Origin of the sequence: Halalkalibaculum sp. DA384 (assembly GCF_043951955.1) — a bacterium.
Classification (GTDB): domain Bacteria; phylum Bacteroidota; class Rhodothermia; order Balneolales; family Balneolaceae; genus JAMQKA01.
Window position 1 is genome coordinate 1 of the sequence record NZ_JBINJE010000054.1, and the last position, 13,356, is coordinate 13,356.

The window sequence follows — 13,356 nt, forward strand, 5'->3', positions numbered from 1 at the left end:
GAACCTATCTCAAACACGCTGCTTTTATTGTCGATGGTTTTCAGCGTGTCATTGGTTCTCACGGCCCCGTAAAAAGTGGCGGTACTGTCATGAATAAAAGCGATTGAACATTGGGTTTGATTGGGGAAATAGCGAAGGGTTTGAAAGATGCTGTCGATCTGCGTACTGGATACGCCGGGACGTGGGTCAAGGTGGTTAACAGCTGTTTCCGGATTACTTACGCTGCCACAGGCGGTACATATGGCTAAGAATATGATCAGGTATAGTTTTTTCATTGTCTTATTATTAAATCCTTTCCGGCGAAACGGTTTTCTGTCGCCTGAATAAGATGGCTAGCGAGATTGTTGATCCCGGAAATGTTATCGCCCATAAACTGGCAATAAAGATCAGGGGATGATAGTACATCTGGAATACGAGAAACGGTATAAGCACTCCATTTGCAGTGAGAAACCAGCGGACCTTTTTTCCCAAGCCCTCACCGGTAAATACCCTGGACGCGAACAGTGTCGCCAGACTCATAAAGCTATATCCCAGTATGTCTACGGCATATAGAAATGAATCGAAAGGAGTAAATATCAGCAGCTGAATATCTTGTGTATCTCCACTCATGAGTCGTGGTACAACCAGGGTAAGCTGCACAAAGTAGACAATGCCGATCAGGACCGCATAGGCTGTTGCAAATGTAAGTCCCAGGTGGCTCCAGATCTTGTCGTTTTCGGAGGCACAGTAGTGAATGCTAACCATGAGGATCACAAATGAGACCCCCAGAAGCAATGAAGGAGTGAGCAGCCAGACAAGCCCCATCGGAGTGCTCATACCTTCCGGTCCACCCTGTGATCCGAGTAGCCCCATCCATTCCATTAACTGTGCTATGATGTAGGCGATGCTAAATACCGATGAAAATATTGCTGACCAATAGCCCAATGACCGTACCGATGGGGAGATTCGTGGTTTCATAATTAGCCTCCCAAAAGGGTGTTAAGAAGCGATAATTGATAAAAGTGATATTATTCGTTTCATGATGCGTCCTTATTTAGAATAGAATCATTCTGTACTACTCTGAAAAATCCAGAGCTCAGTACTACTTTTATCAATGCAATTAACGTACCCCAAATGAAAGATCGGAAAGATATCCATTGGATGACATGCAGGATCAATTAATATTATTTCTACTGTAGGTAAACGTATGCGACATTGCGAATTTACATTTGTAATTATTGCAAGGTTGCAATAGTGGGATGCGAAAAATGGAGTTCCATTAACTTGATTGAGAGGATATCAAGTTGGCACAATCTTTTCTGTATCAATAAGTACCTGTAGGGATACAAAAAACTGATTCACTATGAAATACCGGAAATCCATAACTGCTTTGTCCTCGATAATAATTATTCTGGCAGTTGTCGCGGCATCGATGGGCATTTTTTCGACCGGCGGTCCCGGTCCCTATGATCTTGAAACGGTGACTGTTTACGGGAAAGGACTTTATAAACACATGTCGCAGGAGTCGCTCTTTGGTTTGATTTCCATTGGCTGTACGATCCTCATTTTTAACTATATAAAGGAGCCTGATTATGAATATGCCTAAATCAAGATCCATCAGTTTCTACATCCTTACCTTCTTAATCTTTTTCCAGGCGGTGAGCGGCCTGTATGGTGGAGGAGCATTGGTTCTGGATCCAACAGGAGATATACTTAAGATGCCCCTTAGTCTGCTGGAAGGATCACCTTTTAATGACTACCTGATCCCAGGAATAATCTTATTCGCTGTTTTGGGCGTCTTTCCGGCAATCGTTTTTTATGGCTTGTTACGTGGAAAAGAGAGGTCATGGCTGGGTGCTGTACTGGTAGGGGTAGCGTTGATTATTTGGATAGGAACAGAAATCGTTATGGTGGGATACCACACCGAGCCCCCTTTGCAACTTATCTATGGGATAGTAGGAATCGTATTATTGATTTTGGCCCAGCTACCAGCTGTACGAAAAATACTACAATCAAAACCTATTCATCATGAAAACAACAATTGATTTTAAAAAGCTAATCGAATACGGGATAAAAGCACCCTCTGGGCATAATACCCAGCCCTGGTACTTCACCATTGAAGAAAATGCAATCGAGATCCATCCTGACTTCAGTCGAGCGTTACCGGTAGTGGACAGTGACAATCATGCTCTTTATATAAGCCTGGGCTGTGCCGTTGAAAACATTGCAATAGCTGCTGCCAAATATGGACTTCAGTCCGGTATTACCATTAAAGAAGACAAAGATAATAAATCATTTATTGTAATTTCTTTTATTTCCGTCGACTCCATTCAGGAAGATGAGCTGCTGAATTATGTCGATAAGCGGCAATCTACCAGAAATGAATATTCCGATAAAAAAGTACCAAAAGCTGATTTAAATGAGCTCAAAAATTCCTTTGAATTTGAGGGTGTCGAACTGATAACTCTTACCGGAGAAAGTGAAATTAATGATTTGGAACCACTTATCCTCGAAGGTAGTAATAAGCAGTTCCAGAACAAGGAGTTTGTAAAGGAATTGGTAAACTGGTTCCGGTTTTCAAAGGCTGAAGCCGAGAAGAAAGGTGATGGGCTGTGGATTAAAAGTATGGGCTTGCCCAACATGAATCGCTTTATCGGTAACATTGTGATGAAGTATTTTGTCAGTGCAAAAAGCGAGGCCAGGCGCTGGAAGAAGCTTATCGATGCAACAGCGGGATTTGCTCTATTCACAGCAGCCCAAAACGATATTACTCACTGGGTTAGGCTGGGAAGAGCTTTTCAACGGTTTGGGCTTACCGCGACAAAGCTGGGCATCAGCCATGCTCATGTAAATATGCCTTGTGAAGAGTTGGAAGTTAGGGAAAAACTTGTCAAGAAATTCAACCTGGGATCGAGTCATCCACTTTTATTAATTCGATTCGGCTATTCTGAAACAATGCCCTATTCTCTAAGGAGAGGTGTGGATGAGGTGCTAATAAACAAAAAGGTCGAAGCTCATGGCTAAAATCATGTTTTCATTCGTTATTTTACTTCATGGATTGATCCATATTCTGGGATTTGTAAAGGTATTTAACCTGGCCCAGATCGATCAGCTTACGCAGGAAATATCCAAACCTGTGGGAATGCTTTGGTTGCTGTCTTCAATTCTTTTCCTTCTTGTATTGGTTTTTTATCTGAACCAAAATCAGATGTGGTGGAAAATCGGAGCTATTGCCGTAACGCTGTCCCAGATTCTCATTATTCTTTCCTGGAGTGATGCCAAATTTGGCACTATTGCTAATATTATCATCATAGTACCTATCATAATTTCTATTGCCGATCATTTACCGGGCAGCTATCAAAATCAATTCAAAACAGAGGTTGAAAAAAGGCTAAATCAAGATACTGATGAAGCCCTTCTGAGGGAGGAGGATATAGCCCATCTTCCTCCACCCGTACAAAAGTACCTCAGGTGTACCGGTGCCATTGGCAAGGAAAAGGTCTATAACTTTCGGGCCGTATTTCAAGGTCAGTTTAAGCCCAGACCAGATTCAAAATACCTCGATGTGACGGCCATTCAGTACAACTTTTTTGATCAGCCTGCCAGAATCTTTTTTATGGAATCCTCGATGTACGGCATACCCATAGAGGGGCTCCATAGGTATGTTGGATCAACGGCTTCAATGCAGATAAAAATTGCCTCCCTATTTGAGGTTGTAAACGCCCGAGGCCCGGAAATGAACAGGAGTGAAACAGTCACCCTGTTCAATGATATGTGTTTCCTGGCGCCTGCGGCACTAATTGATAAGAATATAAAATGGCAGGGCATTGACTCAACTACTGTAACCGCAACATATACAAACCAAGGGAATACAATTAAAGCCACACTATTTTTTAATGAGGATGGGGAGTTAATCAACTTTTCATCAGAAGACCGATCTGAATCAGCCGATGGCAAAAGTTTCGTCAATTACAAATGGTCTACACCTATAGGTGATTATCAAGATTTTGATGGAAGGAAACTGGCATCTCACGGGCAGGCGGTTTGGCACAAACCTGAAGGAGAACATATCTACGCAAAATTACGTCTTAGGCAAATAAATTATAACTACGATGAAGTGGAATGGTTTAAATAGGCCGATCGAAAAGTGGAGTACAAGAGTCCATCAATTGTTGGGACTCTCTGTCATCCTTTTAATAAGTGGGGGATGTTCAAATCAATCAATTGATCAAGGGGCACCCGTTGATACTTTTACCCAGCAATTGGATACACGTGTTTTGTCATTAATGGATTCGTACGATATTCCCGGTACCGCTATAGCACTTGTTAAGAATGAGGATATAATTTGGTCCGATGCCTATGGGTACGCTGATATTGAGCAGCAAAAGAAGCTGACTATTGACGCTGTCTGCAGGACAGAATCCATCTCAAAGTCAGTTACCGCCTGGGGCGTGATGAAGCTAGTCGAACGCGGTCTGATAAACCTGGATGATCCTGTCCAGCAATATTTGCGCAGTTGGTCGCTGCCTGAATCGGAATACAACCTGAATGAGGTAACCATCCGAAGACTCTTAAGCAATAGTGCCGGGCTGCCACTGGGCTCACTTGGTGAGGAATATTCGCCAAATATTCAGAAACCCTCATTGAGGCAATACCTTAACAAAGAGGTACAGCTAACCTATGAACCGGGTTCAAACTTTGAATACTCCAATCCCGGGTTTAACCTGTTGGAATTGTTAATCCAAGAGGTGACGGGACGCGATTTTAACGATTATATGGTGATTGAGGTACTCATCCCGCTTGGCATGCATAATTCAAATTTTGACTGGGATGAAGAGTTTTCGTCAAGAGTGCCCATGGGATACGACCTACAGGGCAATCCTGTTCCTCCGTACGTATATCCATACAAGGCATCCGGTGGTTTGTTTTCAACGGTTGAAGATATCGCTCGTTTTGCGATTGCCGGGATGGCTCCCGGCAATAAACGGCAGTCTAAAATCTTGAGTGAGGATAGTATCCAAACTATGCACATATCACAGATCAACGTCTCGGGCATCTTTGGTTTTGTAGCTGACGGGTACGGTTTTGGTCACTTTATTGAAACGTTACCGGATGGCAAAAAGGCGGTGTGGCACGGCGGGCAGGGACATGGCTGGATGACCCACTTTCATGTTATCCCAGAAACAGGTGATGGTATTGTGATTTTTTCCAACAGTCAGCGCAGTTGGCCTCTTATTGCTCATGTTTTAAGCGATTGGTCTCGTTGGATTGGTGGTACGGTTAAATTCAGTCGAATAACAAGCTTGGTAGTTGCTTTGTGGGTTGCTACAGGAATTATTTTTCTAATTGCATTCTATGTTGGGGGAAAAGTATTGCGTGGGGTCATTACAGATAGGCGCGGACTGTCAATGACACTGCATCCATATTCCAAGAATCGTATTTTGGAATTTGTTCTGTGGGCTGCATTAAGTTCTGTTCTTTTGTGGTCGGTTGCTCAAGATTATCTATTTATATCATCCATCTTTCCTGTTGGTGCTTCCTGGTTAGGATGGGGAGTACTTTTTCTGTCTTTCGCGCTGCTGTTCTCAGTCATCTTCCCTGGATACCAACGACCCAACTATGCGCCCAAAACATTTGGTTCCTCATGAAAAGAGCCGGAGTCACATATCTCCTTGTATTATTGCTGGCAGGATGTTCCGGTAATACGGAGAAAATACCTGCCCAAAATGCTGTGGCTGAATTAATTTCGACTGACATAGGTGGAATGCAGCAATGGCTTTTAATCAGGGGCGAAAATAACGATCACCCTGTTTTACTCTGGCTTCATGGCGGTCCGGGATCGGCACAAATGCCGATCCATCATGCCTATACCAAGGAGCTGGAAAAGGAATTTATTGTGGTGCACTGGGACCAACGTGGAGCAGGCAAGTCCAATACCAGTGAATTCAGGGAAAAAACGATGACGCTTCATCGGTTCATCGAAGATACTCATGAGCTGACGGGATTTCTGAAAAAGAGGTTTGGTCAAGAACAAATTTATCTGTTGGGACACTCCTGGGATACACTTCTCGGTATCCATGTTGTCAAAGAATATCCTGATGATTACGAGGCTTTTATATCGGTATCGCAGGTCGTCGATCCTGCAAGAGCCGATAGTATTTCATGGAGTTGGCTTCAGGAAAAGGTTCAGGAAAGTGGTTCCCAGGATGGGATAAAAGCTTTAGATGAACTTGGCGGACCACCTTTTGAAGAGCACGAGCGTTTTGTCCGTTTTATTCAACTGGTGGACACCTATGGAGGTGGCATGGATGCCGGCTTCGCCCATCTCCTGTGGAAATCACTTGGGGCCAGCGAATATACTCTAACCGATTATATAAGGTGGTTCAAAGGGGCAAACAGGGGTAGCGGGCCAATGTGTAAAGAGACCAGAGATATTGACCTGTTCGCTTCAATCGACTCACTGGGCATACCGGTATACTTTTTTACTGGGGTGAAAGATTATAATACTCCGCACCAGCTGGTGAACGAGTATTATGACTTTTTGCAAGCCCCCCAAGGGAAATACCTGGTGCGGTTTACAAATTCTGCCCATACTCCTTTTATCGCAGAACCGGAGAAGTTCAACCGTGAAGTGGTTCGCGTAAAACAACAAACGGAGCGTCCAGTACCATGAAATCCGTCATCATAGCGTTCCTTTTAACCGCATTTCAATTTTTGTCACTTACTACTTTGAGTGCACAGGACAGTACCTTGGTTGTTCTGCCTGAATACAAGAGCAAAATTCTTTTTTTACCGGCCATAGGATCAAGCCCTGAGACGGGATTCCTGTTTGGGGCAGTGGTTGTTCCCCAGTTTAAAATTGGTGCAGCTGGCCCTGAAACCCGCTCCTCAAGCGTGTTTACCTCAGCGATCTATACCGTAAAGAATCAGATTCTCTTTAGCGTACTACCTGATATTGTTCTGCCGGGCGAAAGCTGGATGCTGAACGGCAACTATTTTGCCAATTACTTTCCGGAAAGCTACTGGGGAGTGGGCCCCTCTAGTAGTGAGACTGATGAGGTCACTATGCTCTATACCCAGGTGAATCTGGAACAGAACCTGTTGCGGCAAATAGGGCCGGGATTCTTTGTTGGTCCCAAGCTACGCTGGTCTAAGCTTTATAACGTGTCGTTTGAAAATAGCGATGGAGAACGAATAGCTCCACCAAATGTCAGTGGTGCCGGAGGGAGCACAATGGCAGGGATTGGTTGGATATCGCGTTGGGATCGCCGAAACAGTAACATGACCCCTACCCGTAATCATTATGTGCAATTCACAATAATGGGAAACCCGAACTGGCTGGGCAGTACTGAATCCTATACGCTCTATGAGTTGGATGCTCGAAAATACCTGGAATTGTCAGGCGATAACCGAACGGTACTTGCAATGCAGAGTCTGGTTATGCTTCATTCGGGAAACCCGCCTTTCAATGATATGGCAACCTTGGGTGGCGATCAGATTAACCGCGGGTATTACAACGGAAGGTACCGGGATCAAAATGCCACTCAGATACAGGCAGAACTTCGACAGCATGCCATCGGCAGGTTCGGCTTCACGGTTTTTGCCGCTACCGGGGAGGTATGGAACCACTTCGAACATTTTTCGCTAGACAACTATAAGTGGACGGCTGGCGCCGGCTTGCGTTTTAATATCAATAAAGACGACCCAACAAACGTGCGCATTGATTTTGGTTTTAGCAAAGAGTCCACCGGGTTTTACCTGCAATTTGGAGAGGCGTTTTGATTGTGAGAAGACTTTACTTAAAACTATTGATACATCCCTCCTATAACCAATTGAAATAAGACCGGAGAAAAAAATGGACCATGTTGTTTACCTTGATACAAAAGCAAATGAGCTGGAAAAATTACTAAATGGGAGTAAAACCATGATTATTCGTGGTGCAACCGGCAGAAAACTTCCGTATGGAAGGTCAAATGAAGGCGATATGTTATATTTGATAAGAAACAACGCTGAAGGTGTCGTTAAAGCCAAAGGAATTGTAGAACGCGTTTTTAATTCAGACAAAATGTCTACAGAAGAATTAGTGGCGTTAGTAAAAAACATCAAGACAAACTTCAATTATCCGATACACAATTTAAAAAATGGGCTGGAAAAAGATATATAGTTTTAATTGGATTGAGGAAAATTGAAGAAGTAAAATCTTTCGCAATAGATAAAAGTAATTATGGCGATATGGATGACTGGCTTCCTGTCGAAAAGATTGAATCGGTCAAGAACTAAGGTGCAGTTCATTTTGCACACACCTATATCTCGTACTGGCGTTGGATAAGGAAGGCGAATACCTCCTGTGAATAGTTTTCACAGGTTTACTTACAGTTGTTGCATATGATGTAACATTGCATCCCAAAAACAACCTCTATGAATCATAAAGCCATATATCAATCTGACTTCGGATCAGAAGGCTGAGGGTTCGAATCCTTCCGGGCGTACTCTCTATAAGCCCATGACTCACAATGAGTTATGGGCTTTTTTATTTTTAAAAAATAGTCCGAATAAGAAAAGATAAAACAAATTTGGGTAACATTTGGGTAACAGGATACCCCGTCTAATAAAAATTTAAGAATCAATTAAAAATTAACAGATGGGATTTTTGTTCGAAAAAGTATCAGAATAAGAATCAGTTTACCCTGTATTGCTGGTTTATTAATTGCACTCAGTAATTAATTTTCTTCTTTCTATTCAGTATGATTCAAATAGTTAGAATACAAATTACTCAGAACCATATACTTAAATGAATGAATCTGAAAAAGGCGCTAAAGAGTATCTCGAAGATCTTGGTTTTATTGTTGAAATCAATGATGATGGACAGCCACCAAAAGGATTTAAAATGCCTGATTTTTATATAAGAAAAGGTAATTCCTTTAAAGCATACTGTGAGTTCAAGCAATTGCAATCAATAATGGAAGAGGGGCAAGTTAAGCCCCGGAAAATTTTTAATAAACTCTTTTCTAAGCTAAAAAAATCAGGTAAACAGCTAAAATTAAACTATAAAAACCTTATTCATTTTACCCCAAATATCGCTTTTCTAAACTGCACAGATTCTTCAATAACTAAATTTGATGTCAGAGATGTTTTGAGAGATGAATCAACCATACCTATAAATGGGTTCAAGTCTTTTTCAGAAAGCATGAGACTCACGGTTGACAAATATTTGATTCACAACATCGACATGATTTTAATTACTAATAATAATTTTCAACATGAACATGCTTTTTTAGACCAGGTAAATTCGAAGAAAGCTTAAGAAAAGTTTTTAATTATTGAGAAGATGTTTATCAACATTAAAAGAGAGCTTAATGAGTTATTCAAAATGGCATAAATTAGACTTACACATACACACTAATTGGAGTAAAAAAACTAAAATAAATGACTATAAAGGGAACTTCTCAGTAGATGTTTTAAAAAAGAAATTGATTGAAAATGATGTATCAATATTCTCACTTACAGACCATAACATCATAAATTTAGAAGCTTATAGAGAGTATTATGCAAAATATGATGGATCAAAGGATCCATTATTATTAGTAGGGGTAGAATTAGATATTTTGGTGAACAATTCTGGGAAGCAAAAAACCTATCATTCTTTACTCATTTTCAACTATTCAGATATAGAAAGTGCCAAGGATGTCTCTTCTCGACTTGAAGAAGAGTATAAATCCAAGGGACTGGAAAAAACTAAAAGGGTATTAACAATAGATGAAATAGTTAAAATCTTTCCTGAAGATGACTTTTTCTTTATTCCACATGCTGGAAACACAAAAAGTATAGTTAATAGTTATCAAGGGAATATTGAGGATGCACAAAAGATGGTACTTTTAATGCAAAGTGCCTTTGAAAAAGTACCTGAAAAGAATATCCAAATCTATAATGACGGATTTAATAACGTATTGGAGGAAAGGTTTCGTAACAAAAATGATCATGCCTATATAGAATTCTCGGATAACCATAATATTGGGAAATACCCATGTGCTGGAAAAGGTGTCCAAGGTCGAATGCATAATTTCTACTATGTCAAAGGGGGGAAAAACTATGAGACATTAAGGCTTGCATTCATCGATCCAGGTTCAAGAATAAAGTCTTCTTCAGAGCTCAACGATATAAAATCAACCTATAATTTTTTAGATAAGTTTAAAATTGAAGGCGATAATTTCCTGCCAAACTCTTCAATTTCTTTTAGCCCGCACTTAAATGTAATTATTGGAGGTAGGTCAAGCGGTAAAAGCCTTTTAATGTCATTAATTGGTGACAAAATAGACTGTATTCAGGCAGATCGAAATAAATATGATAAGTTTGATTACAATAGTGCCTTACTTAAAACCTCAAAAGATTCCAATTTTAAGGATACTGCTTCAATACCCCGAGAAGATATCATTTATTTAAGACAAGGGGATATAGTTAGGTATTTCGAGGAAAATAAACTCTCTGAACTTGCTAAAGAAGCAGATAAGAAAAGTGAATACACTAGCTTAAAAGATGCGTTCACTGAACGAAGGCAAGAGTTAGAATTTCATATCAATAAATTAGTTGATAGCTATAGTGAATACTTACCAAATTCGCAGAATAAATATGTTTTGCACTCTACTACCTTAGATCACATTCTAAGTGAAAACTATGTGTTTAATTGTGATTTAGAAGAAATCAGGAATGAATTTGACTTAAAAAAAGATATTTCTGAGAACAAAAAAATCGTTCAAAGAATAATCGAGGATACTGAGAGCTTTTCGAAACAAAAGCTTTTTGATTTCAACGAAGATGAAGAAGAACTTATCCAGAACTTTATATCCTTACTACAAGAGAAAGAAGAATTAGCTATTGAAAAAAGTAAAAAGAATGTCCAAAAAATAAAGTTCTGGGATTCGGTAGAGTCTTGTCTCCAGGAGGTTAACAATGATTTAAGCTTTGAGGCTCAACAAAAAAAAGAGTCTCAGGAAAGCCTTAAGAGCCTTAAAAAAGATATTTATAAAAGGTTTAGGCAGTCTAAAAGTTTAAAGTACAGAACAACAAAGCTTGAAGACTTTGATTATGAAATAGATAAATCTATCACTATCAATAACCAAGTAGACTTAAATCTCGAAGTTGGCCACTTAGAAGAAAAAGATTTAAAGAAGTTAATAGGAGATGGTATTAATGACTTTGACTATCAGAGAAGTCTCTATATAAATCTTTTAGGGGTAGCTAAGGATTCTAAGGGAATAAAGAACTATACAGAAACATCCCCGGGAAACTTGAAAAAGAAAATATACAAAGAACTTGAAGTAATAATCGAAGCATTAAACAATCCCAGAGATTATTTATCATATGGGAATGGGGAAACATCAAAAAATAATAGTCCCGGTTATAACTCGGAAAAATATTTAGAAATATTACTAAAAAACCCGAAGTCTAAGATTATTTTTATTGATCAACCGGAAGATAATTTGGGAAATAAATTTATCTCTGATAAGCTTGTTAAACTTATTAGGGATATTAAGTTCAGTAAGCAAATATTTCTGGTAACCCACAACCCGTCTATTGTAGTATATGGGGATGCTGAAAATATAATTATTGCAAGAAACAAGAATAAAAAAATCAGTTATGAACAGGCAGTTTTAGAAAATCCATATTCACAGCAAGAGGTTTGCAGTATATTGGATGGTGGTGAGTATATTTTTGACATGCGAGCTAAGAAGTATAACATAAATAAAATTATGAGGGACTCTGAAGATGGATAGTATTGATAGTCATATTAAGATTGATGAAACCACTAAAAGCTTAATTGTGAGTGGAGTAAGCGAAGATCAACTATCAATAGATTACACTGATGATGTAGACTTTACCGAACTCGTGATAGCACTTACAAAGTGTGTAGATAAGGAAGTGGAGATAAATTGTATTACTCCCGATGAGATCCAGGACGATAAATTAAATATAATTATTAGTACAATTGAAGATATTTATGAAAAGTATAATCAAGCGATCTCTGAGGAAATAAAAGATGAGGATGAAAGCTCAGATGTAATTGAAATAAATGAAGTAGATAAGAACGATTTACCATTCTAAAGATATCTGAAGTATTACTTTGTAACGACCACCCGATAACACTTTAGCTCGTAAGTTTTAATATCGTTATTTGGTTCTAATTTGTACCCTAATTAGCCTAATTAGGCCTAATTTAGGCTAATTTATTAACTTAGTTAACAACTAAGATGATTTTTATCGAAATTTTTCGTATGTTCTATCTATATGGAACCACAAGAAATCAACCAATTACGAGAACGATTAGGGTGGAGTTTAGCCAAATTTGGTCGCTATTTTGGCGTTACCGCACAAGCTGTTCTTAAATGGGAACGAGGGACGGCCCAGCCGAATGATTTTGCTCTAGCTACAATGATCCAGCTTAGAAAAAGATTAGATGCAGTTGAGGGGGAACAACAAAAACAAAAATTCATAAATGGACTGAAAAGTGCCCTTCTTACCGGAGGTATTGTTGCCTTATTAGCCTATTTATTTAACCAAGATGAATAACTATGGAAACCCAATCTACTAATAATACCTCTCCTACAGACAATTATATATTTTTGAATGGAAAACAATTAGCCGAAGTGTTAGATGTTGCAGCCCCTTCTCTTTCTGAAGCTGTTAAAAAGAGATACAATTGCGGGGGATATCCTGTATATGAATGGGCCGTTGAGACAGATACTGGTCGCATTAAAGGATATGAAGTTCCTGAATTTTTAGTCGCCCGAGAATATCAATTACAAGAAAAAAGACAAAATCCCGTAGATAAAACACCTAATCAGTTAACTATTAGCCCTAATAAGGGTAAAAACAGATCAAATAAACCGGAACAGATCATTAACAACTATTCCCTCTTGCCGGAAGGAGAAGACTATGTCCGCCCCGCAGGAATGGTTACCCTACCCTTGGTACTAAAAAAAGCACTTGATCAAGACACGCCGCAAAGTCGCGCCGTTATCGGAGCTATCATAGCCATGCTGGGTGCAATTACCGGGCATGCTGTTTCTAATAATTCTACTGGAGCAGGCATTGGGGCTATGGCCGGATTTGGAATAGCTCTTTATATGTATAAGTATTCCAATCCTAATAATAGTTTGAGTAGCCAACCCGCATTAACTCCATCAACTAATAGCTACAATTTACTAAAGAGCTACTCAGACCTTTCTACCCAATCAGGCTTTTTGCCTAATTAAAGAATTTAGCTTCATATGACATTTTATTATTAGTGGCTATTTCGGAGATCATTGTGCCACCCATTTCGGCCATGTTGTGCCATCCGTTTCGGAGGTCATTGTGCCAGTTTAGGTAGGTGATCGCCGG

Annotated in this window: 14 protein-coding genes and 1 pseudogene; 13 read left to right on the forward strand and 2 right to left on the reverse strand. The window is 39.7% G+C overall.

Features of this window, described 5'->3' with window-relative positions:
* Together ACG2E4_RS17635 and ACG2E4_RS17640 are read right to left on the reverse strand one after the other, a co-directional pair.
* Positions 1 to 275: pseudogene (locus ACG2E4_RS17635) on the reverse strand (hypothetical protein); the annotation flags it as partial.
* A gap of 10 nt (positions 276 to 285) precedes the next feature.
* On the reverse strand, positions 286 to 957 hold the full coding sequence (locus tag ACG2E4_RS17640) for a hypothetical protein (RefSeq protein ID WP_395277405.1): 672 nt from the start codon (positions 955 to 957) through the stop codon (positions 286 to 288).
* A gap of 412 nt (positions 958 to 1,369) precedes the next feature.
* Here ACG2E4_RS17640 and ACG2E4_RS17645 point away from each other — a divergent pair, with 412 nt between their 5' ends.
* The 13 genes from ACG2E4_RS17645 to ACG2E4_RS17705 all read left to right on the forward strand — a co-directional run bounded on the left by ACG2E4_RS17645 (position 1,370) and on the right by ACG2E4_RS17705 (position 13,229).
* Positions 1,370 to 1,585, forward strand: a complete 216-nt coding sequence (locus ACG2E4_RS17645; RefSeq protein WP_395277406.1) for a hypothetical protein — start codon at positions 1,370 to 1,372, stop codon at positions 1,583 to 1,585.
* Positions 1,572 to 2,024, forward strand: coding sequence for a hypothetical protein (locus tag ACG2E4_RS17650; RefSeq protein WP_395277407.1), 453 nt, complete (start codon positions 1,572 to 1,574; stop codon positions 2,022 to 2,024). The genes ACG2E4_RS17645 and ACG2E4_RS17650 overlap by 14 nt, the downstream gene beginning before the upstream one ends.
* Positions 2,008 to 3,003 (forward strand): Acg family FMN-binding oxidoreductase, encoded by a 996-nt coding sequence (locus tag ACG2E4_RS17655; RefSeq protein ID WP_395277408.1) that lies wholly within the window; start codon positions 2,008 to 2,010, stop codon positions 3,001 to 3,003. Before ACG2E4_RS17650 ends, ACG2E4_RS17655 begins: the two co-directional genes overlap by 17 nt.
* Positions 2,996 to 4,114, forward strand: coding sequence for a DUF6544 family protein (locus ACG2E4_RS17660; protein WP_395277409.1), 1,119 nt, complete (start codon positions 2,996 to 2,998; stop codon positions 4,112 to 4,114). Before ACG2E4_RS17655 ends, ACG2E4_RS17660 begins: the two co-directional genes overlap by 8 nt.
* The gene (locus ACG2E4_RS17665; RefSeq protein WP_395277410.1) at positions 4,092 to 5,627 is read left to right on the forward strand and encodes a serine hydrolase domain-containing protein; all 1,536 of its coding nucleotides are present in this window, start codon (positions 4,092 to 4,094) and stop codon (positions 5,625 to 5,627) included. The genes ACG2E4_RS17660 and ACG2E4_RS17665 overlap by 23 nt, the downstream gene beginning before the upstream one ends.
* Complete coding sequence (locus ACG2E4_RS17670; protein WP_395277411.1) at positions 5,624 to 6,652, forward strand: alpha/beta fold hydrolase; 1,029 nt, start codon at positions 5,624 to 5,626, stop codon at positions 6,650 to 6,652. The genes ACG2E4_RS17665 and ACG2E4_RS17670 overlap by 4 nt, the downstream gene beginning before the upstream one ends.
* Positions 6,653 to 6,708: 56 nt before the next feature.
* Positions 6,709 to 7,761: a BamA/TamA family outer membrane protein gene (locus tag ACG2E4_RS17675; RefSeq protein WP_395277412.1), complete on the forward strand. Its 1,053-nt coding sequence runs from the start codon at positions 6,709 to 6,711 to the stop codon at positions 7,759 to 7,761.
* Between the two features lie 73 nt (positions 7,762 to 7,834).
* Complete coding sequence (locus tag ACG2E4_RS17680) at positions 7,835 to 8,143, forward strand: hypothetical protein (RefSeq protein ID WP_395277413.1); 309 nt, start codon at positions 7,835 to 7,837, stop codon at positions 8,141 to 8,143.
* A 627-nt stretch (positions 8,144 to 8,770) separates the two neighbouring features.
* The gene (locus ACG2E4_RS17685; RefSeq protein ID WP_395277414.1) at positions 8,771 to 9,283 is read left to right on the forward strand and encodes a hypothetical protein; all 513 of its coding nucleotides are present in this window, start codon (positions 8,771 to 8,773) and stop codon (positions 9,281 to 9,283) included.
* Between the two features lie 52 nt (positions 9,284 to 9,335).
* A complete protein-coding gene (locus tag ACG2E4_RS17690; RefSeq protein WP_395277415.1) occupies positions 9,336 to 11,750 on the forward strand; it encodes a hypothetical protein in 2,415 nt (804 codons plus the stop codon).
* Positions 11,743 to 12,078 (forward strand): hypothetical protein, encoded by a 336-nt coding sequence (locus ACG2E4_RS17695; RefSeq protein WP_395277416.1) that lies wholly within the window; start codon positions 11,743 to 11,745, stop codon positions 12,076 to 12,078. Before ACG2E4_RS17690 ends, ACG2E4_RS17695 begins: the two co-directional genes overlap by 8 nt.
* Positions 12,079 to 12,261: 183 nt before the next feature.
* Positions 12,262 to 12,543 carry a helix-turn-helix domain-containing protein gene (locus ACG2E4_RS17700; RefSeq protein ID WP_395277417.1) on the forward strand — a complete coding sequence of 94 codons (282 nt, stop codon included), beginning with the start codon at positions 12,262 to 12,264 and terminating at the stop codon, positions 12,541 to 12,543.
* A 2-nt stretch (positions 12,544 to 12,545) separates the two neighbouring features.
* Positions 12,546 to 13,229 (forward strand): glycine zipper family protein, encoded by a 684-nt coding sequence (locus ACG2E4_RS17705; protein ID WP_395277418.1) that lies wholly within the window; start codon positions 12,546 to 12,548, stop codon positions 13,227 to 13,229.
* Positions 13,230 to 13,356 lie beyond the last annotated feature (127 nt).